Source organism: bacterium, assembly GCA_030704665.1.
In the GTDB taxonomy this organism is placed as follows: domain Bacteria; phylum Patescibacteriota; class Microgenomatia; order Woykebacterales; family RBG-16-39-9b; genus JAUYID01.
In genome coordinates, this window is the sequence record JAUYID010000009.1 from 100339 (window position 1) to 125807 (window position 25469).

The window sequence follows — 25469 nt, forward strand, 5'->3', positions numbered from 1 at the left end:
GAAAGGCTAGTTTTTTGTTTGGTTAGGGTTAAAACTAAAGCGTGCTATTTTTGTTAGAATAAAACAATGGGTCTGGTAGACAAAATAGTTTACGCTGATGACGATACCGAAAAAGTAAGCCTACTGTTGCGCCTCCGTCTTCCCTGGCTGCTTGTGGGTCTGGTCGGCGGAACAGCTGCCTCCTTTCTCGTTTCCCGTTTTGAACCAATCTTGACCCAAAATATTTCCCTCGCCTTCTTTCTGCCCTTGATAGTTTATATGAGCGATGCAGTCGGGACGCAGACGGAGAACATTTTCGTGCGCAATTTGGGTAAAGGGGAAGCAAGATTCTTTACTTATCTGATCAAAGAATTTTTTATTGGCGTCGGTTTGGGCTTGATCTTTGCAGTTTTGATCGGACTGGTGACGCACTTTTGGATTGGTTCGATGGAAATAACCACGACAGTGTCACTGGCTATGTTTCTCACTGTCTCTGTCGCGCCCATTATCGCCTTGATCGTTCCGGAGTTGATCACCAAAGAACACCGTGACCCAGCTTTGGGATCAGGGCCGTTTACTACTATTGTTCAAAACATTGTCAGTATCATCATTTATTTTCTCGTTGCTTCTTGGGTTTTTTTCTCTTAGCTAAAGAGGATAAGTCAGCAAAGCTTGCAGAGCGGGAAAATTGGTCGAGTACTCACTACTAGTGACCGTAGCAAATTCCACCACGATCGTGATATTGCCCCGATTTTGGTTCCATTGCTCCATAGTTCCGGTGATAGCGTAGCCAAAAGTCTCAACCCCACCACTACCAGTCCCATAACCAGTCTTGCTCGAGTACCAGTTGCGGAAGGAAGAAGAAATGCCATCTCCGACCACCACGGAAGCAGCGGAGTGATAGGAAATTGTCCGTACCGGGTCTTCAGAGAGAATTAAATCACGTAGGGCTCTGCTTTCCGGCTCGGAAAAAGGAGCCGAGCCACCACCGTGCGGGTAGGACTTGTCTTTCCAATAAGTTTGAGCTTGCCAGTCGGCATTCCAGTTGCGGTTTAAATCCACACCCCGAGCGTTAAAACGACTGTTGGCAGAGACCCCATCGGGATTAGCAAAGGGAACGACAATAAAAGTCCGGTCAGAGGGGATCTGGTTTTGATGGTAACGCAAATAGTTGGTCCAGAGTGAGAGCATCGTACCTGTGTTGTCCTCGGTTCCATGCATACTACCGATAAGCAATATTTTTTTGCTTCCGAAGCCAAAGAAAGTTGCGTTGATGGCTCTACCTTGGACTGAATAGCCGATGGTTTTTGTTCTTTCACCAGTGGTGGTGAAGCTAGAAGAAAAGCTTTGAGTGCTGTTCTCTCCACCGACACTTTTAATTCCCTTGGTGATGACAACCTTGTAACTACTGAAAAGTTTCAAATTAGTACTGGGATGGAAGGAGAGGGTGTTTTTGTACCAGGAGAAAGAACCACTTGTCGCCGGACTCAGCGAGAAATGGTTCTGGGCTGACGAATGATCAACCTCTTGATCAAAAGTAACTGAAATCGAAGAGCCACGGCTGACACCTGACCCCGTTGGCGAAAAACCGATTGCTTTGGCTGGACCGGCGGTATGAAATTTAAAATTAAAATCAGAATCCAAATAAGCCCCGTCGTCGGCTTTGAGATCCTCATTTAAAGTTATCGAGTAATTTGTGTTAGTTTTGAGATTTGCTTGCGGGTTGAAAACTACGGTTTTGGAATTTTTTAGACTGAACTGACCTGAGGTTGGGGGAGAGATTTTCCAAAGCCTTTCAAAATCTTTAAGAGCTAGGGACTTGTTAAATGCAAAACTAAGATTGCTTTGTTTGGGTACTATTTTAGAGTTGTTTTTTGGATCAGTCGAAGTAATTTCTAAGGAAGGTAAAGTCGTGAAATCCTGAAAAGAAATTAGCTCCAAGCTACCAGGGCTCGTTTTGAGGAAAAGGCTTGTATGATAGGTGGTTCCTTGTTGGAGTTTAGTTTTGGGAGAAACGACCAGAGTCTTGCCCACCCAAGCTTTCTCAAAGTCAAACTCAGGTTTGGTCAGAAGAATAAAGTCTCCCTTGGTGATTTTTTTGTCCATTGAAAAGCGGAGGACAGCTTTGCTAGAAACCTCTTTAGAATTTTTTCCTGGGTAGGCACTCTCCACTTTTGGTAAAGAGCCCGTTCGGAAGCTTTGAGAAAAGTTTCTTTTTAGGCCCAACCAACGGATTTTCAGAGAGACGCTGTAGAGAGTGTTGGCCTTGAGTAAATTGTCCGGAACAATGACCAGTTGTTTTTGGATCGGATTCAAACCGTGCAGCCATTTGCTTTTGAAGAGAGTTTTCGGGGTGATCTCAATCTCGAAATTTTCTTCATCAATAGAGCCGAGGAAAGAAAAGGTAATTTTCCCATCAATTGCTTTGTCGGCTTTCTCAGCTGAGGCCAGAACTTGGGGAGGAATCAAGTAAAACAACTCAAAGATTAGTAAAAAACCGAGAGTGGAAAAGCTTAAAAAAGAAAAAACCAGGAAGCGCTGTTTTTTGCTGGCAACGTAAACAAGCAATTTTTGGTACATGGGGCGGTAAATGAATTTTACCCCGCAGCTACAAACTCTGTCTAGTTTGGAGTATACTTTTTTGACACCATGCAGCTGAAGCGTTTTGCTGACAACCCAATCCTTTCCCCAAGCAAAAAATGGTGGGAGTTCAAGGCCGTTTTCAATCCAGGGGTGGCCCTCTATAATGACAAAATTACCTTGCTTTACCGGGCAATCGGGGGAGATGGTTTGTCGCGTTTTGGTTTAGCAACTAGCCAGGACGGCATTAGTTTCGAAAGGGCCGCTGAGCCAGTTTTTGAGGGTGGTATCGACAGCCCTTACGAAAGATTGGGGGTGGAAGATCCAAGGATAGTTAAAATCGAGAACACCTACTACATTACTTACAACGCTGCCTCAGTTTATCCAGCTTCTGAATTCAAAAAAGTAAGTCTTGCCCCTTCTCTTTACCATCCAGCTCCTTGGCGATTTCGACCAAGTTTAATTACCACCAAAGACTTTCGAGATTTTGAGCATCAGGGGATCCTGCTTTCTGAAGACAGCAAGGACGCAACTCTTTTTCCAGAAAAAATTGCGGGTAAATTCGCCCTTTTACATCGGGTTTATCCTAATATCTACCTTTCTTTTTCAGAGGATCTGAAAAATTGGAGTGAGAAGAAAGTTTTGCTTACTCCACACAAAGCCTCTTGGGACAGCGAAAGAGTTGGCGCTGGTTCTCAACCGATCAAAACAGAGAAGGGTTGGGTCATTTTTTATCATGGTGTTTCAGAAAAACACCAGTATCGGATGGGTTTACTTGTTCTTGATCTTGCCGATCCGGGCAAGATAATCTTTCGTTCTTCAGAACCAATTCTTCTTCCAGAAGAGAGCTACGAAAGATCTGGTTTGACAGCCGAGGTAGTTTTTACTTGTGGGGCCCTTGAAGTTGGGGAGGAGTTTTTTGTTTACTACGGGGCAGCGGACAAATGTATTGGTTTAGCAACCATAACGAAAAAGCAGCTCCTCAGCTTTTAATTTAGCGTGATTGAGTTAAAACCCACTTTTTGTTAATCTTTCTCCGAGATGAGTTTTTTCCAGCGCTTTCAACGCCAATTTTATCTTGCTTTTTCACTATTCTTGCTAGTTTTAGTTGCAACGAGTCTTTTTGCCACTTACCAAAGCTTCCTGCAGAGTTCAGAAAGGCAGCTTTTGCTTCAAGGGGGAAGCAAAGTAGTTCCTTTGGGTGTAGAGGAACAACTGATCCGCAACGCTACTTTCAGTGCAGTTGCCAAAGTGAATGAAAAAGTTGTGACCGGAAAGGCCCTAGCCGCCTCAGCTGCAGTGACTAGTTTTGTGACGCAAAAGGGAAATGAGCTGCTCGTTTTGGTCAACAAAAGTATTAGTTTGCCGAGTACCTATGTTCCTGGGGATTTAGTTTTGTTAAACCCAAGTCTACAAACTAGTGGCAAAGCCCGACTGCGGAACCAGGCCGCAAAGCAGCTGGCTAAAATGTTTGCCGCAGCGAAAACAGCCGAGCACAGTCTAGTGGTTACCTCAGCTTTTCGCAGTTACTCTGAGCAAGTCTCGACTTTCAACTATTGGGTCGCCTACGCTGGTTTGGAGGCGGCCAAATCTTTTTCGGCCCGGGCCGGACACTCGCAGCATCAATTGGGAACCGCAGCTGATATCTCTGCAGCTAGTGTTGGTTATAAACTGACTCAAAGTTTCGGTTCAACGACTGAGGGGAAGTGGCTCGCCAAAAACGCCTATCTTTTTGGTTTCGTTTTGAGTTACCCAAAGGGTAAGGAGAAGATTACCGGTTATTCCTACGAGCCTTGGCACTTCCGCTATATTGGGCTCAGTAGCGCAAAAAAAATGCGTGATTTGGGGCTTGACCTGGAGACTTTTCTGAAAAGCTATGGAGTTTGGTAGGAGGAAGCAAGTTTATCGCGTTAGAAAAATCTGCTAAACTGATTTGGTTAAGGATGAATTTATATCGATCAAAAGGGTTGTTTCTGTGAAACTTAAGTTGACTGGTTTGAAATAATGAAAATATCGATCAAGAAGTTGTCTTTGAAAGACTATGAATTTTTATTACGATCGAAGACGCTTGCGGCGCAGAGCGCGAGGCGATCTATACTTCCATTTTCGCTAAAGCTCAAATGAAAATTAAAATAGACAGAAATCTCTGTATCGGTGCTGGTTCTTGTAGCGTTATCGCACCCAATACCTTTGAACTTGATGACGAACTCAAGGCAGTCGTCAAAAACCCAGAGGGAGATCCTCGCGATACGATCATTGACGCAGCCAAATCCTGTCCTGTACTTGCTATTCTTCTGGAAGAAGACGATGGGACTCAGATTTACCCATAATTCTTTTGCGACCTTTTTGAAAAGGTAGCGCCAAAACTTTCGCTAAACTTCGCTAGCTGTTAAACTATGCAAAAAAGCTCGGGAATCCTCGGAAATTCTCTTCGGTCAGTTTCCATTCCCTCTTCGCTTTTTAGCAAGTTTAAAGACGCTAGCTACGTAATAGCGATTAATATGAAAAAACTAGAAAAATACACTTCCATGCGCGATCCAGGGAAAACCCCGGAACCTTTTACTAGCAAAGATATTGATCCAGAAAAGCTAGTTTACGTGGTTCAGAAACATTCAGCTACAGCTCTCCACTACGATTTTCGCCTGGAAATGGGTGGTGTCATGCCTTCCTGGGCGATTCCCAAAGGTCCTAGTCTCGACAACAGTGTGAAAAGATTAGCCATGCAAACTGAAGACCACCCCCTGGATTACCGACACTTTGAAGGGGTAATTCCGGCTGGTGAGTATGGTGCTGGACCAGTCATTATTTGGGACGAGGGTTGGTACTTACCTGAGACTGAAATTTCGCCTGGGATCAGGAAAGAAATTCGGGATAAAAAAGAAGGGGAGAAAGCCATGCTTGCAGGACTGGAAAAAGGAGAAATAAAATTTTTTCTTTATGGAAAAAAACTAAAGGGCAGTTTTACCTTGGTCAAAACTAAGGGCTTCCCACCGGGCAAAGCAGGGAAAAATGCTTGGCTTTTGATCAAGCACAAAGATCACTTTGTGGTTGAAGGCTATGATGCAGCTGAGTTTAAAGAATCAGCTCTTTCCGGAAAAACTCTTGAGGAAATAAAAGAGAAGGGTTAATTTAAGACCCCTCATCCTGAACTTATTTCAGCTCCGAAGACAGAGTCGTAATCGTCTTGTACTGATCCTGCTTTTGTGTTAAGTTTCCTTCTCACATGCTTGAGATCAAAGATTTACACGTTTCAACTCAAAAGAAAGAAATTCTGCGCGGAATTAGCCTAAAAATAAAACCAGGCGAAATCCACGCCCTGATGGGGCCAAACGGTTCGGGAAAATCCTCTCTTTCTATGGCTCTGATGGGGCATCCTCAATATCAAATTACCAAAGGTGAGGTTATTCTCGATGGACAAGACATAAGCGCTCTGAGCGTTGACAAAAGAGCCAAAGCAGGCTTGTTTCTAGCCATGCAATATCCAGTTGCGGTCGCCGGGGTTTCGATCAACAATTTCATGCGTTCAGCCTACAAAAATCTCAAAGATCCGGGGGTTAAAGCTCTTGAGATTCAAAATAAAGTCAAAAACGAACTGAACCAGCTTAAACTAGACGAGAAGTTTATCAGCCGAGCCGTGAACGAAGGCTTTTCCGGAGGAGAGAAGAAGAAGTTGGAAACTCTGCAACTAACAATTCTGGAACCAAAATATGCAATTCTTGATGAGACGGATTCAGGACTTGATGTAGACGCTCTCAAGATTGTTTCCAAAGGAGTGATGAAGGCAAAAGAAAAAGACCAAAAACTAGGGATCCTATTAATTACTCATTATCAAAGAATATTACGGTACATTCAGCCAGATTTTGTTCACATTTTAGTGGATGGAAAGATCGTCAAAAGTGGGGATAAAGACCTAGCATTAGAAATAGAAGAGAAAGGTTATCAGGAGGTGTCATCCTGAGCGACTAGCGAAGGATCTCTGAGATTCTTCACTTCGTTCAGAATGACAGAACTAAAATGCCAAAAGTAGTCGCCGAAGTTGCCGTCAATGAAAGTTACCGAGAAAAGTACGGTTTCTCGAAGCCCGAGAATTATTTTTTCAAGAGTAGAAAAGGTTTGGATGAACAAATTGTCCAGGAGATTTCCCACCATAAATCTGAGCCTGAATGGATGCTCAAATTTAGACTAAGAGCCCACGAAATTTTTAAACAAAAAAAGCAACCTCTGTGGGGTGCTGACCTTTCTACCATTAACTACGATGATATTTACTACTACATTCGCCCAACTGAAAAGAAGAGTTTAACCTGGGAAGGTTTGCCCAAGGAGATTAAAGAGACTTATGATGCGATTGGCATTCCTGAGGCGGAAAAGAAATATCTCGCCGGGGTTGGGGCTCAGTACGAGAGTGAGGTCATTTACCACTCAATCAAAAAAGAATGGGAGAAAAAGGGAGTCATCTTTGAATCAACTGATACTGCTCTCCAAAAATACCCCGAGCTTTTTCAAGAGTACTTTGGCCGGGCGATTCCAGCGGCGGACAACAAACTTGCAGCCTTAAACAGCGCGGTCTGGTCAGGAGGAAGCTTTATTTACGTACCTAAGAATGTAAAGATCGATATCCCCTTGCAGGCCTATTTCCGCATTAACGCCGCCAACATGGGCCAGTTTGAGCGCACGCTGATCATTGTTGACGAGGGAGCGCAAGTTCACTACGTCGAAGGCTGCACTGCTCCGGTCTATTCAACTGATTCTCTGCACGCGGCGGTCGTTGAAATTTTTGTCAAAAAAGGCGCTCGTTGTCGCTACACCACGATTCAGAATTGGAGTAACAATGTTTACAATCTAGTGACTAAAAGAGCCATGGTGGAGGAAGATGCGACCATGGAGTGGGTGGATGGCAACCTAGGTTCGAAGATTACGATGAAGTACCCCTCAGTCTACTTACGCGGTCGGGGGGCAAGAGGAGAGGTGCTTTCTATCGCTTTTGCCGGAGCCGGTCAGCACCAAGACGCGGGTGGTAAAGCCTATCACCTCGCCCCGGATACAAGCAGCTCAATTGTCTCGAAATCAATTTCTAAAGATGGTGGTCGAACCAGTTATCGCGGCATGCTGAAAGTGATTAAGGGTGCTGAACGTGTCAAAGCCAATGTCCGTTGTGATGCACTTATATTAGATGAATTAAGTAGGTCTGATACTTACCCGACGATGCAGATTGATGAGGAAGATGTTTCCATCGCTCATGAAGCCACAGTTTCAAAAATCGGTGAAGATCAACTTTTTTATTTAATGTCACGTGGTTTAAACGAAAACGATGCGACCAGCATGATCGTCAACGGCTTCATCGAACCAATCGTCAAAGAACTCCCACTCGAATATGCGCTTGAGTTAAATAGACTAATACAATTAGAGATGGTGGGAGCTGTAGGATAATTGACAGATCGGATTTTTTTGTTGCACAATATATTTATGAAGAGATTAAAGATCTATCTTTTGTTTTTAGTGATTGCTTTGGTGATAACGTTCCTGACTAGTTTTTACAAGTATCAATTACCGGCTACAAGCGTCTTCAGTGGAAGTAATGGCAGCAACATCGACATTTTAGTAGCTGGATTTCCACTACATTTCCTTTCTTACACGAAAGAGATTTTTCTAGGGAATTTGGTAATCGACATTTTCTTTTGGTTTTCGCTTGTAACCATGGCTGCAAAGGCCTGGGATCTATCCAAAGAGAAATAAATCACTCAAACTTCTTCCCAAGAATTCAAAAGTAAAGTAGAATAGCCTTCATGAATGCGATTAATCTAATTCTGCAAGAAGGCCAGGAAAAAGTTTTACCTTTGGTTTTTATGACGGGTTCTGAAGAAATTGAAGTGAACGCGCAGCTCGTTGGTCGGGGAGCGAGACTGGATGTGATTGGTGCCTTTTTTCTCACCAATTCTGACGAAGTTAAAGCTACGATCAACATTACCCATGCTGCGCCCGACACCTATTCCAACACGTTAATTAAATCCGTTCTAAACGAAAAGGCGCAGGGCGGTTTCTATGGTTTGGTGAAGATAAAACGCGGAGCAAAAAATACCGATACCTATTTTCGTGAGGACGCCTTACTACTTTCCAAAAACGCGAAAGCGGAAGCAATTCCTTCTCTAGAGATTGATGAGAACGAGGTCAAGGCGGGCCACGCCTCGACCGTCGGTCCAGTTGACCCAGAAAGTATTTTTTACCTACAGAGCCGGGGGATCCCGGCGGATCAGGCCAAGAGACTGCTCGTCCAAGGCTATCTCGGCGCAGTTGCGGACAAACTACCTGAGAAAGAAAAAGCCCAACTTTTCACTTTTCTCGAAAAAGAGTTTAGAATTAGTTAAAGCTTGTCATCCTGAGGCAAAGCCGAAGGATCTCCTTTGCTAAACCTGGGAGAAGCAGATTCTTCGCTGATCGCTCAGAATGACATTAGGGGAATTAAATGTCTGAATTTCAAAAAGTCGCAAAACTAGATGATGTGCACGATGGTCAAATTACCTTGGCCAAGATCGGCAAGGAACAGATAGCCCTTTATCGTTTGGGCAACGAAGTCTTGGCGACGACCAATATTTGCACCCACGAATACTGTGAGCTTGATCAAAACCACAATATTGAAGGTGAAGAGGTAGAGTGCACTTGTCACGGCAGTAAGTTCAAAATTCGCACCGGGGAAAACACTTCACCACCCGCTGCCGAGCCATTACCTATTTTTAAAACTAAAGTTGAGAACGGGGAGGTCTTTGTTGAAATATGAGTAAGATTGTCGGTTTTGCAGGGTCGTTAAGAGAAAAGTCCTACAATAAAATTTTTGAAACTTCAGACCACTGTCTTCAGGTTCAAAAATCTTGCGCTTTAGCTATAGATCCCTATAGACTAAAGCTTAAAATGGCTTAGTTATGAAAATAATCGGATTTGCCGGGAGTCTACGCTCCGCTTCTTACAATAAAATGGCACTTAAACTTGTTCTGGAAAAGGCGGAAGAAGACGGAGCTGAGACCGAGTTTATTGATCTGAAGCCGCTTAACATTCCTCTTTATGATGGTGATTTGGAAAAGGAAATTCAACTTCCTGACGGAATCAAATTGCTGCGAGAGAAAATCGAAGCTGCGGACGGGTTGATTATCGCAACTCCGGAGTACAATCACTCTCTTCCTGGTGTGCTTAAGAATACCCTTGATTGGATCTCCCGAACAAAATATTTTCCTGATATTTTAACTGGAAAAAAGGTCGCCCTCTTTGGGGCTTCCGATGGGAACTTTGCCACCGTGAGAGCGCAAATTGCCTTTTTTCCAATTGCCAATACCCTTGGCCTCAACTTGATGCCCTCAAAAACTTATGTGGGCAACGTTGAAGAAGTTTTTGATGAAAACGGAAAGTGTCTTGATGCAAAAGTGGAAGAAAGACTCGCCAAATTCGCGCAAAACTTCGTCAAATTTATCCAAAATTAATCAAGCAAAGGTCTCATAGTCATTGACTTTTGAGGCTAAGTTTGCTATAATGTTTCACATTAATTCTCCAAGCAGGCAAAGGCCCTGATTTCCTTACTTTTCCACACCTGAAGTTAATTAGATTGAATTCAGCTGTGGGGAAACAAGGAAGTCGAGTGCAACCTCAAGGAGGAGATCTTGAAGACCATCGTTATCGCCGCGCTCGCTTTGTTCGCGTTTCTTGGGTTTCTGGGCTACTCGTGGCTCCAGGGTTCCAAGGTCGAAAAGAGCGTGCCCGCAGAGGTGGCTGTCCAGCGCTTCTACGAGCACCAGGCGAAGTACCGTGCCAGACAGGAAGGGCCGGAGGCCTATCTAGACTATGGAGCGCGGCTAGCCTCAGCTTTGAAGGACGGCCAGCTCGCTAGCCTCAGCCAGACGGACAAAGACAAGCTTGACGCTGAGCTCTGGAAGATGCTCAACGATCTGGCCAGCGACACACTCAGCGAGACCCAGTGGTTGGTGTACCGCAGTGTACAAGACAACCTGCAAAGTTACTATGACACCCATCCTCGGGGGTCGGCCTCATCGAGATAACAGTGAAAGTGATGGTTGAGCGCTTCGTGGACCCACCCCAGCCACGAAGCGCCACACCTCTAAAACTTGTGAAAGTCTCTTTCAGAGAGTAGAATAGCCACGCGTGAAAGCTCAAGTCCAAGTTACAGCAAAAAAAGACCTCTTTAAATACCGGAAAGATTTTCCAATTCTAGGCCGTAAAGTACATGGTAAAGACCTGATTTATTTCGACAACGCTGCGACCAGTCAAAAACCCCAAGCCGTTATTGATGCGGTTTCCAACTACTACAAAACCAGCAACGCCAATGTTCACCGCGGTGTGCACAAACTTTCTGAAGAAGCGACTGAAGCTTATGAGCAGGCTAGAAAGAAGGTAGCTGACTTTATCAAGGGAGGAGATTCTTCCCAAATCGTTTTCACCCGCAACGCGACCGAAGCAATTAATCTGGTAGCTTACGCTTGGGGGAGAGACAATATTGAAGCTAACGACGAAATCTTACTCACTCAAATGGAGCACCACTCAAACCTAGTTCCCTGGCAAATTCTAGCTAAAGAAAAAGGGGCAAAGCTGAAATTCATCCCGATCAACGAGCAGGGTGAATTAAGAATTAAGAATGAAGAATTAAAAATTTACTTGACGCCAAAGACAAAATTAATCTCTTTAACTCATGTTTCCAACGTCCTCGGTACCGTCAACCCTGTGAAGGACGTGATTAACGAAGCTAAAAACTTTAATCCTGAGATTAAAATTCTAGTCGATGGAGCTCAGGCAGTACCACATCTTCCAGTCTCGGTGCAGAGCCTAGGAGTCGATTTTTACGCTTTCACTGGCCACAAAATGCTTGGTCCAACCGGAATTGGGGTGCTCTGGGCAAAAAGGGAACTACTTGAAAAAATGAGACCGTTTCAGGCTGGTGGGGAGATGATTCTTGACGTTGGTTGGGAAGAGTCCAGCTACAATTACATTCCCTGGAAGTTTGAGGCGGGCACCCCCAATATTGCTGGGGCGGTTGGTCTGGGAGCTGCCGTAGACTATTTAAGCAAAGTTGGTATGAAAAATATCCGAGAACACGAAAAGGACCTAACTGAGTATGCTTTAAGAAAACTTGAATCTGTTGCCAATCTAGAAATTTATGGACCGAGAAAGCTTGATCGCAAAACGGGAGTCATCTCTTTCAACATTGTTAAAGAGGGTAAGGTAAACCCCTCACTTCGTTCAGCGACCGTATTTCCTGACGGAAAAGTGGTCATTCATCCCCATGATTTAGCTTCGATACTCGACGCTCATGGCATTGCTGTGCGCAGCGGGCACCACTGCGCAGCACCCTTGATGAAAGTTTTGGGCATTCCAGCTGCGGCCAGAATCAGCTTTCATCTTTACAACACCAAAGAAGAAATTGACCAACTTGTGCCCGCACTTGAGAAAGCGAAGCAAATTTTTAAGATTAATTAAAATGGAAGACCAACTCTACCGAGAAGTTATACTCGAACGTTTTTCCAATCCAGTCAATCAAGGGATGCTTGAAAAGCCGGACTTGGAGGCTGTTTTGCTCAACCCACTCTGTGGTGATGAAGTGCGTTTGCAAGTTAAGCTAAACGGAACCAAGGTAAGTCAAGCCCGCTTTTCGGGAAACGGTTGCGCCATCTCCCAGGTTTCAGCCTCACTTCTAGCAGAGTATTTGGAAGGTAAAAATTTAAGCGCAGCAAAAAAGATAACCCCAGACAAACTTCTTTCTCTGCTCGAGATCAAACCCAGCCCCGCTCGTTTGAGTTGCGCTTTGCTTTCTCTGGAAACCCTAAAGAAAGCCCTGCAACCTAGTTAATTATCTTCTGCTATACTAAAAATAGCTATGGAACAGGTTAAATACTTAATTATTGGTGGCGGTATTGCCGGTACGAACGCAGCTGAAATGATCCGTCGTCTCGATCCTTCAGGATCAATCCTCATTGTCACAGAAGAAAAAGACCTACTTTACTCACGAGTCATGCTACCTGATTTTCTGCGTGACGAAGTTCCCTACGAAAAGATTTTTCTGCGCAAGGCGCAGGATTATCAAAAAAACCAGATTGGGCTGAAGCTAAACGAGCCGGTTTCGAAGGTTAACGCAAAGGAAAAGAAAATCACTCTAGCCTCTGGAGAGGAGATAGAGGCGGAGAAAATTCTGGTCGCCTCGGGAGGAAAAGTGAACAAACTGAAAAACCCAGGATCAGACTTAGCTGGAGTCAGCTATTTGCGCACCACTGAGGATGCGCAACAAGCAAAAGATTGGCTCCGAACCTCGCAAGAAGCAGTTGTGGTTGGAGGAGGTTTCATTGGAATTGAATTTGCCAAAACTTTTCGCCAGCACAATTTGCAGACAAAAGCCTTGATCATGGAGAAGTATTTTTGGGAGGCAGTGGTGGGTGAAAATTCTGGTAAATTGCTAACCGAGCTACTTCAAGAAAATGGAATTGAAGTTGTCGCTGGGGTCCAAGTTGGCCAATTTATTGGCCAAAACCGTTTAGAAAAAGTCAAACTGAACAACAACCAGGAGATCCCAGCCCAAATTGCCGGAGTGGGGATTGGCATTCATTTGGATTTGGATCACTTGCAAGACTCAGGTCTCAAGATTAACAAAGGAGTAGTCACAGACCAGTATTTGCAAACTTCGGCCCCAGATATTTGGGCTGCCGGTGATATTGCTGAATTTTATGACCCTATTTTCGATAAGTACCATACTCTAGGCAACTGGACCAATTCTTCTGCTCAAGGCCGGGTCGTAGGTGCGAATATGGTGGGTCAGAAGCAAGTTTTTGAGACCTTAAGTACATACTCAATTGATGTTTTTGGCTCAAGCTTTACTTTTTTGGGTGATCCGGCCGTGGATGAGCAAACTGAAGTAGTTGAACGTGGTAGCCTGACGGATAAGAAATTGGGTAGAATTTTGCTTCGCAATGACGTTGTTGTTGGTGCTTCTCTCATCAATCTTAATCATGACCGAGCGGCTTTGAACAAACTTATTAAAGAAAAGACGAAGGTAGCTACTTCAAAAGAACAATTAAAAGACCCAAAATTCGATCTTCTGAGCTTACTCAACACCCTATAGTACTTGACTTTTAACCCTATTTTTGCTATAATATTTCACATTGAAGTCGGCAAACGTCGACTTTTTGTTTCCTTAAGGAGGGAGCACATGCGATCGTTGGTCATCAAAGTGACCGCCCCGCTGGCGATCATCATGACGCTAGTGTGGTTGACTTTTTCGGCATCCTCGGCCTTGGCTTGGGAAGTCGAAGTCGAGTGTCGCGACGGTTTCGTCGGCGGCAGCATCCATGTCCCGGAGGCGAGTAGCTTCGACATTTATGTCGAGGATCACGTCCCTGGTAAGGGCTGGCTGGAGGTTCCAGGCAGTCGCGATGAGATTACCGTCGCCGAGGGTAAGGAGGGTTTCGTGCCTTTCGGACCACTTGACGTTCGGGCTCATCGTGATGGTGCTGATCTTCTCAAGATCGCTCAGACAGCGGACGATACTCCCTACGAGCCGTTCGACGTTTGTGACGCACCTGAACCGACCTCAACTACAGTCCCACCGACGAGTACTCCGAGCCCGACCTTCACCGCGACGGCTACGAGAGCTCCGAGGACGGCCACGAAGACCGCAGTCCCTCCGACCGCGACTTCAACGCCTTGGGGAAGTGTGGGTGAGCCGGGTTTGTCGATCACTCCCGAGCCAACGTCCACGACCGCACCAGCACCGCCAGCCATCAAGCTGCCGGCCGCAGGAACAGGGGCTGATCGAGTAGCGAAGAGGCAAGTCGTACCCTACATGGTCATCGGCTTCGCCGGCATCTTCCTTCTCATGGCCGGGTCACTGCGACGCAACAACCGACGGCGTCGTTAAGCGAAATTATCCTTGAGTCGGTTTTGATCGGGTCGTCCACTGTAAGCCTCTTTCTAAGAGCAAGTGGACGGCCCGATTTTCGTATTTGACAGCTTTCCCCCCAACGTTTAGGATAGATTTATGGCCGATCTTTCTGGAAAAAAAGTTCTAGTGGTTGATGATGAAGACTCAATTCGTGAGATTTATCGTCGTGAACTGCAAACCCACGGTTTTGAAGTAGTTGTAGCGGCCGATGGGGAAGAGGGTTTACTGAAAGCGGGGGAGGCGATTCCCGACATTATTTTACTCGACATTATGCTTCCCAAGATGAGTGGTATTGACGTTCTCAAAGCTCTCAAAGAAAATCAACTGACCAAGAACGTTCCAGTTCTACTGCTGACCAATCTTGGTGAAGAAACAATCATCAAAGAGGGTTTTGAGCTGGGCGCAGACGGGTATCTCCTCAAAGTTTCTTACACTCCCGCCCAAGTCGTCGACGAGGTCACCAAGTTTTTGTCAGACAACAATTCCTAAATTTCCATGAGTAATTTTGAATTTCGTCAGGATCCTTTAAATCGGGATTGGGTTATCATTGCACCGTTGCGCTCAAAAAGACCTGATGTCGCCAAAGGCTCGGAACCGGTTTGTCCTTTTTGTGAAGGTAATGAGGCGCTGACTCCCCGAGAGGTTTACCGTCTTGGCAAAGGCAGGGTGAACAAGCCTGGGTGGGAGATAAGAGTTACTCCCAACAAATTTCCCTTCGCTCCAATTCACGAAGTAGTGATTCACAGCCCACGACACGAGGAGAATTTTTTTACCTTTAGCAAAAGTAAATTGATCAAGATTTTTAAAGTTTACAGGCAGCGGTACTTAGAACACCAAAGTAAGGGACAAGTTTTTATCTTTCACAATTTTGGCAAAGAGGGAGCTGAATCATTGCCTCACTCTCACACTCAAATTGCGGTCATACCTTCAGAATTAACTTTGAGAATACCTTTGATGGGAATCCAGGAAAACACTTTTCGAGCAACAAAATACTTCAATCTCTTTTGCCCAGAAGCTAGTCATTGGCCCGCTGAAGTTTGGATTGGTCCCAAAGCAAGAGGCGAAAGTTTCGGCTCAATCTCTCCTTCGCAAACTGAAGACTTGGCCAAGGCGGTAGCTTTAGTTTTAAAAAAACTGGAAAAATTTCTTCGTCCAGAGTTTCCTTTCAACTTTTACATTTATCCCGCCGGGGATTGGTACTTGCGGATCATTCCTCGTCTCAAAGTGCTCGGTGGTTTTGAGATTGGGACTAATGTTTTTGTAAATACCGCCGACCCAGTTTCAACCGCCAAGGCTTTGGGGCGTTAGACCCTTCCCAAACCCCCTCTGAGGCTCTAAAATAGTTCCTTATGATCAGTAAAGAAGATGTGGTGAACCAGCTAAAAACTGTCAATGACCCGGAGCTCGGAATTAACATTGTTGATCTCGGTTTGGTTTATGAGGTAAGAACCAAAAACAATAATGTTTTTGTTCTCTTGACGCTAACTTTTCCAGGTTGTCCTTTTGGAACAATAGTCAACGAAGAAGTAAACAAAGCTCTTTCCGCATTAAAGAAGGTGGGGAAAATAAGTTTAAAAATCACTTTTGATCCGCCTTGGGATCTTACTAAAGTCAGTCCGGAGGCGGCCGCCGAAATAGGTATTTGAAAATGATCAACTTAGTTGATATTTTTGTCTTGGGTGTTTTAATATTTTTTGCTTGGCAAGGTTTTCACACTGGCCTTCTCGGAGGAGTGCTCAACCTTTTGACTACTGGACTAGCTTTCTTGCTAGCACTTTTGCTCTACCCGTATTTGGGTAGTTTTCTTTCTCAAAGGTTCGATATTGCTGAGAACTTTACTTTGATAGTGAGTTTCTTCTTTATTTTAGTTTTTAGTGAGATTACCTTTGGTTTTTTGGCTACTTTGATTTACAAACACTTAGTTAGCCCACTGCACAAACGTTTTCGATCCTTATTAAAAATCGATAAAATTCTTGGCATCATACCCTCTTTGTTTGTCGGAGCCATCCTAGCAAGCCTTTTTTTGCTCCTTCCACTTTTACTGCCGGTGACTCCAGGCTTGAGGAGCAATATTGCAGATTCGTTTTGGGGCGAAAAAGTTTTGTCACCTTTGGTTACCAACCAGCGAAAATTCGAAAAGTTTCTCAATCGTCTCCCTTACCAAAACTTGATTTATTTATTGACTCCAAGTCCAGAATCACAAGAAACAGTCAAACTCTCAATTCCAGCCAAGACTAACTTTAAAGTTGATAGTGAATCTGAAAAAAGGATGTTTTCTTTAGTAAATAAAGAGCGTAAAGCCAGAGGGTTAAAAGAACTACTTTTTGATAGTGCGTTGCGAGAGGTCGCTCGCGACCACTGCCTCGATATGTTTAAGCGTAGCTATTTCTCCCATTACACCCCGGAAGGCAAATCTCCTTTTGACCGGATGAAAGAGGCGGGAATCACTTATTTGGTAGCGGGAGAAAACCTCGCCTATGCCGCCTCTGTTGAAGTAGCTCATCAAGGTTTGATGAATTCGCAGGGCCACCGGGAAAATATTTTGCGGGGCGAGTTTGGTCATCTTGGAGTCGGGGTAATTGACGGCGGACTCTCCGGGAAAATATTTTGCCAAGAGTTCAAAGACTGAAGTTGTTATAATCAAGCCATGAATTACTTGAACAAGCAAATTAAGAAAAACCCCCTATTCTTTGCCCTTCTTTTACCAGCCCTAACAGATTCTATAATTACTTTATTAGGCCAAAGTCAGGCGTATTGGAACGGTTCAAAAACTGTAAATGAAGCAAGCCCAGCTTATTATTTTCTTCTAGCCTCGCCTTGGGTTTATTTAGTGGCGGTTATTGTATGGTTCATTTTCTGGTACTGGGTTTTTAAGAAGATAAAAGAACCGGCTAACCTGTTTTTAATGTTTGTTTTTATCGTTGGTCACGCTTGGGGCAGCTCAACTTGGATAAAAAAGCTTCTAATTGAAAATGGTCTTTACACAGTTGAGAATCAAAGCCGAACGATACTGGGTTGGAGCTTGTTGATGCTTTACTTTGTTGTAATTGCCGTTTTAGCAACCTACTGTTTAAAAATATATATGGAGAGTAGAAAAAAATGACTGACAAGCTTGTCTGTTGCAATCCCTTTTGACTAGGACTAATCTTAAAGACGAATCCATAACTAATTTATAAGGCCTTCTAGGTTTATCAACAAAAGGAGGTAGTTATGGAGAGAAGTCCCCCGGTTTGATTTCACTCAAATCAAGCGGGACCAGGAATTTCTTGATTGTCTTGAGAGGAAATTCCTGGGCAATTATTTCAATAAATTACAAATCCCCGAAGTCACTCTTCGGGTTTTTGTTTTAAAAGGAATGGTATAATAAATTTTAGCTGTTGAACTTGTAGCTCAGCGGTTAGAGCACCATTTAACACTTGCTGGGTCAGTAGCTCAGCGGTTAGAGCACCACTCTTATATCTTGCTTGGGCACCGATTGGATCGGTAGCTCAGCGGTTAGAGCACCACTCTTATAAAGTGGGGGTCCTTGGTTCAAATCCAAGCCGATCCACCATAGTCTTTACTGACTGATCAAAGTGGGAGAAAAGCAAGATAATGAGTAAGATGTATTCTTGCGAATATAAAGTGGGGGTCCTTGGTTCAAATCCAAGCTGACCCACCAGAGTCTTAATTGACTGATCACAGTGGTTCTCCAGCAGTAATTTTAGTGGAAGGTCCTTGGTTCAAATCCAAGCAAGTTCGATAGCACCTTATATCGCGCTAAAGGTAATTCTGAAGAATTGTTAAAATTAGATGCGCGCGATATTTTGTCGATTACGCCAAAATGAAACTATCCTACGCACTTGTAGCTGATCACGCTTTTTTGTCAATTGATAAAAAGGTAAATATTATCGGAATTTTTGAGACGATCAACTCAGTCTCTTTTCCGGTGATCCATCCAAAATTTGTTGTGGTTGGTTCGATCGAGCCGAGTCAGCAGACTTTCAAAATGGCCCTCAATATCGCAGATGCCATGACCGGACAGAGCATTATCGACAACTCTACCGAAAGAGAAATTAAACTTCCACCCAATCAGATCAATGCCAACTTCAACTTCATCATCGAAATAGTAAATATTAATTTCAGAGCCGCCGGAAACTACCGGGTCGAGATCCTCATCGATGGACAAAAGCTTGGCGAGGTCCCCTTGAAAGTGGTTCAAGCCCCAACTCCGATCGATTCACCTCAGGCTTAGGCTTTACTTCCAGCAAACAAATTTCTAAAATAGCGTTGACCGAATCTGCAAGCAAGGGAGGGGAGAGATGGTTAAGGCACTACTACCCGAGACTAAGGTTGAGGGTTGGCTCGACACCAACGAGGCGGCGGCTCTGCTTGGTGTTCACCCGCAAACAGTACGAGTGTTGGTGCGCAAGGGTAAGCTAGAAGCCACTCACTTGAACAGCTCTCGACTTGTTTTTGAGGAAGCTAAAGTCGAGAAGTTCAAAGGCGGTTACAAACCAAGGAAACCAGAGAGGAGGGTTTTAAGGTGACTAAGAAAAACTTAGCCGACTACCTTACGGTTAAGCAGGTGGCTGAGGAGCTAAGTGTTCAACGACGAACAGTACTAAGACAGATCAAAGCCGGCAATCTCAAGGCCTTTTGGTTTGGAAGAGGTTTTCTGGTCGAGAAAAAGGAGCTGGAGCGTTTTAGGAAGACCTACAAAGGGAGAGTCGGGCATCCGCGAGTTGAGGTAGAGGGGCTAGGGGCTTGGCTTGATAAATTGAGCTGAGCCTCTTAGAGTTCGTCAAGTTTGATCGGTTCTTCGAGTCTTCCTTGAATTAAATTCAAATATTTCTCGGTAGTTGCTAATCTTTTGTGGCCAGCGAGCTTGCTGACGAGAACCAGAGAAGTGCCAGCCATGAGGTGATGGGCGACAAAAGTGTGGCGCAGATCATTCACTTTAGCGTCTTTAATGCCAGCAAGTTTGAAGTAGCGGTCGATTGCAGTTCGAATATTGCGCACAAGTAAGGGGCGACCGGTTTTGGTAACAAACAAAGTTTCATCTTTGGTATTGGGTCGAATTTCCAAATACTTTTTTAGAGAAACTTCAGCAGCTTTGTTCAAAGGGACAGTCCTTTCTGGGTAACTTTCTCCCGCCGGAACGTGAATTTCCCCTATCTTTGAGTTTTCAGAAAAGTGCAGATCGTCCATCTTTAGTTTCGCGAGCTCCCCAATTCGAATTCCAGTTTGCAAGAGAACCTCAATGATGGCACTGATACGAATATCAGCCCGAGCCGCGTCTCGCAGCGCGCGGTACTCCATTTTGGAAAGAATTCTCGGTGGTTTCATTTCAAATTTGGGGTGTTCAAGTAGGGAAGCGGGGTCATCGGTCAAAACATCGGTGACTTTGAGAAAACGGAAGAAAGTCTTGGTTGAGTTGGTTTTTCGAGAAATACTTTTTGGAGTGTAGCCTTCCTTGGAAAGTTTGGCCATGAAAGCGCGCAGATCTTTGGTATCAATACCTTCAATTTCAGCTTTTTTTAAGCTAGCAAGAAAATTTACCAGCTGTTCAATATCTTTCCCATAGGCCAAAACAGTCGCACTGCTGCGACCTTGACTCTTTAAATGGTCAACAAATTTGGCATGGGCTTCGTGGAGTTTTGTCATATTTCTAGCAGTCTATTTGAATTGTACCAATTTGGAATAGCACCTGTCAAGAGACTATAGGGTACTTGCTGGAAGCAAGTTCCCTGCGAAAGCTAAAGCTTTCTTAGGTCACTAGGGGTAATGTCCTACCGTAAATCAGATGCTGCCTAATCTGCGCTCAAGCATAGTCTGACGACTATTTGCTTGATCTTAGGGTTTCTAAGAAACAAACCACCGAAAATCCTTGATAGCAACTTCGTCAACAGTTTTAAGTTATAAGGGCGCAAAGCATATGTAGCCATAACCTAGAGTTTGGGTCAGATTGTTAGCTTTGTCTTGGTATAATTAGAAAGTGAAGAAAACTGCCCAACTCATTTTTGTGCTCGTGCTTCTTCTTACCAGCTTTTCCCTGCTTCGCAGTGTCGTTGCTTCCTATCAAAAAATGGGAAGTTTGAACTCAACTCAGAAACAAATAAACGCCTTGCGGGACGAAAAGGAGAGACTAAAGGCAGAGAAAGAGTATCGGCAAACACCCTTTTATATTGAAAAAACAGCTCGGGATAGTCTCGGTCTAGGAAAAAACGGGGAAACTGTTTTGGTTTTGACACAACCGGCAACAAGTTCTGCCTTGACGAAAAGTAAAATACCTCAGTCCAACTTGGAGGCTTGGTTCGATCTTTTCTTCAACTAAGAAAAAATTTGACTCTTCAAAGCTAAAATGGTAGAGTACGAACACTTAGTTCACCGCGGGTGGGGGGTATAGCATCCCGCGAGGCTCATAATCTCGCTTAAGCCGGTGCGAATCCGGCACCCGCAACCAATACAAACCGTTCCCTAAAGGAGCGGTTTGTGCGTTTCAGAGTTGTGGGTTGGAAATTGGTGGCTGCGGCTGGATTTGAACCAGCGACCAACGGCTTATGAGTCCGCTGCTCTACCACTGAGCTACGCAGCCAAATTGATTTTCTGCGGTTTGCATTATATAGTTTAAACTTAATTCAGACAAGTTATGAGTGAAATTTCTTTTGAAGAATTTCAAAAACTAGATTTAAAAGTTGGCAAAGTCATTTCCGCCGAACCAATTGAAGGTTCAAGTAAGCTGCTTAAGCTCAAAGTAGATTTTGGCCTTGAAAACAGACAAATCCTTTCGGGGATTGCGGAGTTTTACAAACCAGAAGAACTGATCAACAAAAATTTTGTTTTCATCACCAATCTTGAGTCTCGCAAGATGATGGGTCTGCAAAGCCAGGGGATGATTCTTTGCGCTGATGTCGCTGGAAGAGCAGTTTGTTTATCCCCGGTGGATAATGTCCCTGCTGGGACTCCGATTCACTAGCAATTTGGGTTTGCAGACTGGTTTAAAGAAAAGTTATCCCCGTTTTTGAGAACTGTATTTTCATTTCCAGTCTTGATAATTACTGAGTTAGGACTACAAAAAGCGTACTGAAAAGTAGTTAAATCCAGCCCAGCTGAGTCAATTTCTTTTAAGGTTTGGGGGTAGACGCCGTTTTCGGAAAAGTAAAGATTAAGTTTGGTAGCCAAAATTTTTAAATTAGCTTTGTTTTTGATAGAAATAGCAGTCGCAACTGTTTCTTTCGCCCCACCTGCTTTGCTAGTTTGACCCAGTTGGTTAGTAGCTAAGAACGCAATTAAAACCACCCCAACAAGCAGACTGAATATTCCTAAGACAGCAAGAGCCCTCATCACAATTATTATAGCGCTGATTTGACAAAAATTCTTAGCTTTGCTAGAGTCTTTCTCACAATGATGACAAACTTAAACCATTATTGGCCAGACTCTTCCAACTAAGTTGGCGGTTTTGTTGTGCCTTGGTTTAAGTTTCTTCTAAAATAATTTTCCAAAACAAAGACATTACAAAATTCGCTAACAGGCGAATTTTTTGATGGCCAAAAGGTTATCAACAGTTTGAAAGGTAGAGAGAATGTGTGACTGCATTGGTCCACGCTTCGATCCGTAGGTTTTCAGGGAGACGTCCCTGTTTTCCGAAGCAGATCTTGAAAGGAAAGGAGGTGATAGCATGGAAAAGCGACCGTACAGCCACGGCCGCGCCTCGTGGGGTCCGCACAGCTACGGCAGTGCACCCTGGGCCCTGCATTGCAACCGGTAAGATGAGATGAGGCCAAAAACGCACGGGCGACTTGCATTCCCGCGAAGGTCAGCTTGTCGCCCGTACGGGTCTCATTCTATCACAGCCGTTGCAAAGCGAAGAGAGGAGGCTAAACACAAAAAGTTTAACCTCCTCTCAAAGACAAAAAGAGTTTTAGTTGCTATACTTTGTGTAATTCTAGAAATTATACCGACCTAAAGGTAGTTTTGAAAAACTAAAAGGTTATTATGTGCGGTCGATATAATGTTCGTTAAACTCACATTATGAAAAGAATTTTGACAGGTGACCGCCCCACTGGAAAACTACATCTAGGCCACTACGTGGGCTCTCTAAAAAACCGTTTAGCACTTCAGGACGAATACGAAGTGTTTCTTCTTGTAGCGGATTTACATTCTCTGACTACAAAAACCGATACCACTGAACTTAAAGAAAATATTAAAAACTTAATTCTTGACCAACTCGCAATCGGAATTGACCCAAACAAGGTTACCTTTTGTTTGCAAAGTGCGATTCCTGAGGACACAGAGCTTGCAAGTATTTTTTCAATGTTAGTGACAAAAAATCGACTGGAAAGAATTCCAACCTTGAAAGATGTTCTTCGTGATTTAAAAATTGAAAACCCTACACTTGGACTTCTTTCCTACCCAGTGCTTATGAGTGCAGATATTTTAATGATAAGAGCGAATGTTGTTCCAGTAGGCAAGGATCAGGCTAGCCACGTGGAAATAACCCGGGAAATTGCCGAGAGGTTCAACTCTACTTACGGAAAGGTTTTTCCAGTTCCTGAAGCTTTGATTCCAGAAGGGCTTGGAACTTTACCGGGAATTGATGGAAAAGCAAAAATGAGCAAATCTTTGGGCAACGCGATTTACCTTTCTGACTCTGCTGAAGAAGTAAAAAAGAAGGTTAACTCAATGTATACAGACCCCAAACGTATCAAGCCTACCGATCCCGGAACAGTCGAAGGCAATCCGGTCTTTATTTATCACGATGCCTTCAACTCCAACAAAGAAGAAGTAAACGCTCTAAAAGAGCGCTACCGAGAGGGAAAAGTAGGGGACGTTGAAGTCAAAGAAAAACTGGCTCAAGCTTTGAACGATTTTCTTGCTCCTATTCGAGACAGACGAGCTGAGTTTGAAAAAGAACCTGAAGTGATTGATGAGATCCTTAAATCGGGAACCGAAAAAGCGAGAAAAGAAGCTTCAGAAACCTTAAAACTAGTCAAAGAAGCAATGTCTTTACCCAATTTTTAGACCCTCCTAAAAACACTTGGCAATCTTGCCCCCGCAATATATAATGCTTCAACGTATCCAGCTTTACAATTATTATTTGAGATCAAATTAAACCAATGTTGGATGAAATAAAAAACAAAAAACCAAAGCCGAATAGTTCCTGGAAAAACTTGGGAGTCTATTTTCTCATTATCTTGGTGGGAAGTCTGATCATCTACGGGTTCTTTCAACCCAAAGATACAGGAGCGCAAAAAGATCTTTCCGAAGTGATTAAATTGATCAAAGATGACAAAGAGAAGAAAGTCACCATTGATGGTGACAATATTACCCTTGAGCTCAAGGATGGAAGCAAAGTCCAGACCAGAAAAGAAAGGGATCAAAGTTTCATTCAGACGCTGGCTGCGGCTGGGATCAAGCCCCAGGACGTTCCCTTCAATGTCAAAGACAACTCAGCTTCAGACACAATCCTCAGTCTTCTAAGTTTATTTTTGCCAGTCATCCTCATCGGAGCTTTCTTTTTCTTTATCATGAGACAAGCTCGAGCTCAGGGAGACAGTTTGCTGTCTTTTTCTAGATCCAGGGCCAAAACCTTCAATCGCGACAAACCAGGGGTGAAGTTTGCTGACGTGGCTGGGGTTGATGAAGCCAAGCAAGAACTACAAGAAGTGGTTGAGTTTCTCAAGACTCCGGAGAAATTCCGTGCTTTAGGAGCCAAAATTCCCAAAGGGGTGCTCCTTATTGGCCCAGCTGGGGTAGGGAAAACCTTGCTTGCCCGAGCAGTAGCTGGAGAAGCTGGGGTGCCATTCTTTTCAATTGCGGGTAGTGAATTTATGGAAATGCTTGTCGGAGTTGGGGCCAGCCGAGTACGTGACCTTTTTGAAACGGCCAAAAAAGACGCCCCAGCGATTGTCTTTATTGACGAAGTTGACTCGATTGGTCGGCAGCGTGGTTTGGGTATCGGTGGCGGCCATGATGAGCGTGAACAAACCTTAAACCAAATTCTCGTTGAAATGGATGGTTTTGAACCCAATGTCAATGTAATTGTCATGGCCGCCACTAACCGGCCGGACATGCTTGACCCGGCACTGGTGCGACCAGGCCGTTTCGACCGAAGAGTCGCTCTTGATTTACCAGATATCAAAGGCCGAAAAGCGATTGTTGATATTTATGCTAAAGGAAAACCAATGGCCAAAGAAGTCGATAGAGAAAGAATTGCTCGCCGTACCGTTGGTTTTTCCGGGGCAGACCTTGAAAATATGCTAAATGAAGCTGCGATTTTAGCGGCTCGTGAAAACAAGCGAGAAGTTGACAACAAAATTTTGGAAGAAGCAGCCACCAAAGTTCAGCTTGGTCCCCAGCGTCGTCGTATGACTAGTGATGAAGAAAAAAGGATCACTGCTTATCATGAAGGGGGGCACGCCGTGGTGACGAAACTTCTTCCCCACATGGACCCGGTCCACCGAATTTCGATCGTTGCACGTGGGGCAACGGGAGGGCACACGATGATTCCACCAGCAATTGATCGCTACAACGAAACCAGAACTCGGCTTTTGGAAACGATTACCTCCTTACTTGGAGGCCGCGCGGCGGAAGATATTGAGTTTAACGACTTCACTGTTGGAGCTTCTTCAGACATTGAAAGGGCGACGGAAATTGCTCGCCAAATGGTGACCAAATTTGGTATGAGTGACCTCGGACCAATGACTATGGGGACTCAGGGGGAAAACCCTTGGATTGCCCGTGAAGTTGGCGAAGGCAAGGCTTTGTCTGAAGAGCTGGCGGCCAAGGTTGACGATCGGGTCAAAAAGATTATGGACGAGCAGTTTGTGATAGCTAAAAGATTGCTTAAAGAAAATAAGGAAAAACTTGATCTTGTTGCGAAAGAATTGATCAAAAAGGAGACGCTTGAAGGTGATGAGTTTGAAGAGCTAATGACCCGCGGGGAGGCTCTTCACCAGGTGCGGGACAACATCACCAATACCAATTAATTTAAAGCTCTTTTCGT

At 44.3% G+C, this 25469-nt stretch carries 31 protein-coding genes and 3 tRNA genes; 30 read left to right on the plus strand and 4 right to left on the minus strand.

The window, feature by feature from the left end; translation table 11 throughout:
• Nucleotides 1-66: 66 nt before the first annotated feature.
• Complete coding sequence (locus Q8P13_00720; protein ID MDP2670975.1) at nucleotides 67-627, plus strand: magnesium transporter; 561 nt, start codon at nucleotides 67-69, stop codon at nucleotides 625-627.
• On the opposite strand, the gene Q8P13_00725 is transcribed toward Q8P13_00720, so the two are convergent.
• Nucleotides 628-2559: a DUF2817 domain-containing protein gene (locus Q8P13_00725; protein ID MDP2670976.1), complete on the minus strand. Its 1932-nt coding sequence runs from the start codon at nucleotides 2557-2559 to the stop codon at nucleotides 628-630.
• Between the two features lie 69 nt (nucleotides 2560-2628).
• On the opposite strand from Q8P13_00725, the gene Q8P13_00730 reads away from it, so the two are divergent.
• The 24 genes from Q8P13_00730 to Q8P13_00845 all read left to right on the plus strand — a co-directional run bounded on the left by Q8P13_00730 (nucleotide 2629) and on the right by Q8P13_00845 (nucleotide 19250).
• On the plus strand, nucleotides 2629-3552 hold the full coding sequence (locus tag Q8P13_00730) for a glycosidase (protein ID MDP2670977.1): 924 nt from the start codon (nucleotides 2629-2631) through the stop codon (nucleotides 3550-3552).
• 48 nt (nucleotides 3553-3600) lie between these two features.
• On the plus strand, nucleotides 3601-4449 hold the full coding sequence (locus Q8P13_00735; GenBank protein ID MDP2670978.1) for a M15 family metallopeptidase: 849 nt from the start codon (nucleotides 3601-3603) through the stop codon (nucleotides 4447-4449).
• Between the two features lie 230 nt (nucleotides 4450-4679).
• Nucleotides 4680-4889, plus strand: a complete 210-nt coding sequence (locus tag Q8P13_00740) for a ferredoxin (GenBank protein ID MDP2670979.1) — start codon at nucleotides 4680-4682, stop codon at nucleotides 4887-4889.
• A 171-nt stretch (nucleotides 4890-5060) separates the two neighbouring features.
• The gene (locus Q8P13_00745; GenBank protein ID MDP2670980.1) at nucleotides 5061-5687 is read left to right on the plus strand and encodes a DNA polymerase ligase N-terminal domain-containing protein; all 627 of its coding nucleotides are present in this window, start codon (nucleotides 5061-5063) and stop codon (nucleotides 5685-5687) included.
• Nucleotides 5688-5782: 95 nt separating this feature from the next.
• Nucleotides 5783-6517, plus strand: a complete 735-nt coding sequence (gene sufC, locus Q8P13_00750; GenBank protein ID MDP2670981.1) for a Fe-S cluster assembly ATPase SufC — start codon at nucleotides 5783-5785, stop codon at nucleotides 6515-6517.
• Between the two features lie 56 nt (nucleotides 6518-6573).
• Nucleotides 6574-7986: a Fe-S cluster assembly protein SufB gene (gene sufB / locus Q8P13_00755; GenBank protein ID MDP2670982.1), complete on the plus strand. Its 1413-nt coding sequence runs from the start codon at nucleotides 6574-6576 to the stop codon at nucleotides 7984-7986.
• Between the two features lie 36 nt (nucleotides 7987-8022).
• Entirely contained in the window at nucleotides 8023-8292 is a 270-nt protein-coding gene (locus Q8P13_00760) for a hypothetical protein (protein ID MDP2670983.1), read from the plus strand.
• 50 nt (nucleotides 8293-8342) lie between these two features.
• Nucleotides 8343-8921: a SufD family Fe-S cluster assembly protein gene (locus Q8P13_00765; protein MDP2670984.1), complete on the plus strand. Its 579-nt coding sequence runs from the start codon at nucleotides 8343-8345 to the stop codon at nucleotides 8919-8921.
• Nucleotides 8922-9019: 98 nt separating this feature from the next.
• Nucleotides 9020-9331, plus strand: a complete 312-nt coding sequence (locus Q8P13_00770) for a non-heme iron oxygenase ferredoxin subunit (protein ID MDP2670985.1) — start codon at nucleotides 9020-9022, stop codon at nucleotides 9329-9331.
• A 142-nt stretch (nucleotides 9332-9473) separates the two neighbouring features.
• Nucleotides 9474-10025, plus strand: coding sequence for an NADPH-dependent FMN reductase (locus tag Q8P13_00775; GenBank protein ID MDP2670986.1), 552 nt, complete (start codon nucleotides 9474-9476; stop codon nucleotides 10023-10025).
• A 177-nt stretch (nucleotides 10026-10202) separates the two neighbouring features.
• A complete protein-coding gene (locus Q8P13_00780) occupies nucleotides 10203-10598 on the plus strand; it encodes a hypothetical protein (protein MDP2670987.1) in 396 nt (131 codons plus the stop codon).
• A gap of 103 nt (nucleotides 10599-10701) precedes the next feature.
• Nucleotides 10702-12030, plus strand: a complete 1329-nt coding sequence (locus tag Q8P13_00785; protein MDP2670988.1) for a cysteine desulfurase — start codon at nucleotides 10702-10704, stop codon at nucleotides 12028-12030.
• A 1-nt stretch (nucleotide 12031) separates the two neighbouring features.
• Entirely contained in the window at nucleotides 12032-12400 is a 369-nt protein-coding gene (locus Q8P13_00790) for an iron-sulfur cluster assembly scaffold protein (protein MDP2670989.1), read from the plus strand.
• A 27-nt stretch (nucleotides 12401-12427) separates the two neighbouring features.
• Entirely contained in the window at nucleotides 12428-13663 is a 1236-nt protein-coding gene (locus Q8P13_00795) for an FAD-dependent oxidoreductase (protein ID MDP2670990.1), read from the plus strand.
• 87 nt (nucleotides 13664-13750) lie between these two features.
• Nucleotides 13751-14458, plus strand: coding sequence for a hypothetical protein (locus Q8P13_00800; GenBank protein ID MDP2670991.1), 708 nt, complete (start codon nucleotides 13751-13753; stop codon nucleotides 14456-14458).
• A 120-nt stretch (nucleotides 14459-14578) separates the two neighbouring features.
• Nucleotides 14579-14971, plus strand: a complete 393-nt coding sequence (locus tag Q8P13_00805) for a response regulator (protein ID MDP2670992.1) — start codon at nucleotides 14579-14581, stop codon at nucleotides 14969-14971.
• Between the two features lie 6 nt (nucleotides 14972-14977).
• Nucleotides 14978-15790, plus strand: coding sequence for a hypothetical protein (locus tag Q8P13_00810; protein MDP2670993.1), 813 nt, complete (start codon nucleotides 14978-14980; stop codon nucleotides 15788-15790).
• Nucleotides 15791-15831: 41 nt separating this feature from the next.
• Nucleotides 15832-16128: a metal-sulfur cluster assembly factor gene (locus Q8P13_00815; protein ID MDP2670994.1), complete on the plus strand. Its 297-nt coding sequence runs from the start codon at nucleotides 15832-15834 to the stop codon at nucleotides 16126-16128.
• A 2-nt stretch (nucleotides 16129-16130) separates the two neighbouring features.
• On the plus strand, nucleotides 16131-17111 hold the full coding sequence (locus Q8P13_00820; GenBank protein MDP2670995.1) for a CvpA family protein: 981 nt from the start codon (nucleotides 16131-16133) through the stop codon (nucleotides 17109-17111).
• Nucleotides 17112-17129: 18 nt separating this feature from the next.
• Nucleotides 17130-17585, plus strand: coding sequence for a hypothetical protein (locus Q8P13_00825; protein ID MDP2670996.1), 456 nt, complete (start codon nucleotides 17130-17132; stop codon nucleotides 17583-17585).
• Nucleotides 17586-17959: 374 nt separating this feature from the next.
• Nucleotides 17960-18035: transfer RNA gene (locus tag Q8P13_00830), tRNA-Ile, on the plus strand.
• Between the two features lie 270 nt (nucleotides 18036-18305).
• Complete coding sequence (locus tag Q8P13_00835; GenBank protein MDP2670997.1) at nucleotides 18306-18716, plus strand: hypothetical protein; 411 nt, start codon at nucleotides 18306-18308, stop codon at nucleotides 18714-18716.
• A gap of 67 nt (nucleotides 18717-18783) precedes the next feature.
• A complete protein-coding gene (locus Q8P13_00840; GenBank protein MDP2670998.1) occupies nucleotides 18784-19011 on the plus strand; it encodes a helix-turn-helix domain-containing protein in 228 nt (75 codons plus the stop codon).
• The gene (locus Q8P13_00845) at nucleotides 19008-19250 is read left to right on the plus strand and encodes a helix-turn-helix domain-containing protein (GenBank protein MDP2670999.1); all 243 of its coding nucleotides are present in this window, start codon (nucleotides 19008-19010) and stop codon (nucleotides 19248-19250) included. The genes Q8P13_00840 and Q8P13_00845 overlap by 4 nt, the downstream gene beginning before the upstream one ends.
• Nucleotides 19251-19255: 5 nt before the next feature.
• Here Q8P13_00845 and Q8P13_00850 read toward each other — a convergent pair whose 3' ends face one another.
• Nucleotides 19256-20128 (minus strand): tyrosine-type recombinase/integrase, encoded by an 873-nt coding sequence (locus Q8P13_00850; GenBank protein ID MDP2671000.1) that lies wholly within the window; start codon nucleotides 20126-20128, stop codon nucleotides 19256-19258.
• A 331-nt stretch (nucleotides 20129-20459) separates the two neighbouring features.
• Between Q8P13_00850 and Q8P13_00855 the strand changes: the two genes are divergently transcribed.
• Together Q8P13_00855 and Q8P13_00860 are read left to right on the plus strand one after the other, a co-directional pair.
• Nucleotides 20460-20798: a septum formation initiator family protein gene (locus Q8P13_00855; GenBank protein MDP2671001.1), complete on the plus strand. Its 339-nt coding sequence runs from the start codon at nucleotides 20460-20462 to the stop codon at nucleotides 20796-20798.
• A 54-nt stretch (nucleotides 20799-20852) separates the two neighbouring features.
• Nucleotides 20853-20927, plus strand: a tRNA-Met gene (locus tag Q8P13_00860).
• A gap of 57 nt (nucleotides 20928-20984) precedes the next feature.
• Here the strand turns inward: Q8P13_00860 and Q8P13_00865 are convergent.
• Nucleotides 20985-21059 (minus strand) — tRNA-Met (locus tag Q8P13_00865).
• Between the two features lie 54 nt (nucleotides 21060-21113).
• Here Q8P13_00865 and metG point away from each other — a divergent pair.
• A complete protein-coding gene (metG, locus tag Q8P13_00870) occupies nucleotides 21114-21440 on the plus strand; it encodes a methionine--tRNA ligase subunit beta (protein MDP2671002.1) in 327 nt (108 codons plus the stop codon).
• Here the strand turns inward: metG and Q8P13_00875 are convergent.
• Nucleotides 21437-21808, minus strand: a complete 372-nt coding sequence (locus Q8P13_00875) for a hypothetical protein (protein ID MDP2671003.1) — start codon at nucleotides 21806-21808, stop codon at nucleotides 21437-21439. The two genes, metG and Q8P13_00875, sit on opposite strands and share 4 nt — an antisense overlap.
• A 687-nt stretch (nucleotides 21809-22495) precedes the next feature.
• On the opposite strand from Q8P13_00875, the gene trpS reads away from it, so the two are divergent.
• Both trpS and ftsH read left to right on the plus strand, forming a co-directional pair.
• A complete protein-coding gene (gene trpS / locus Q8P13_00880; protein MDP2671004.1) occupies nucleotides 22496-23485 on the plus strand; it encodes a tryptophan--tRNA ligase in 990 nt (329 codons plus the stop codon).
• 95 nt (nucleotides 23486-23580) lie between these two features.
• Nucleotides 23581-25452, plus strand: a complete 1872-nt coding sequence (gene ftsH / locus Q8P13_00885; GenBank protein ID MDP2671005.1) for an ATP-dependent zinc metalloprotease FtsH — start codon at nucleotides 23581-23583, stop codon at nucleotides 25450-25452.
• The last annotated feature ends 17 nt before the right edge of the window (nucleotides 25453-25469 follow it).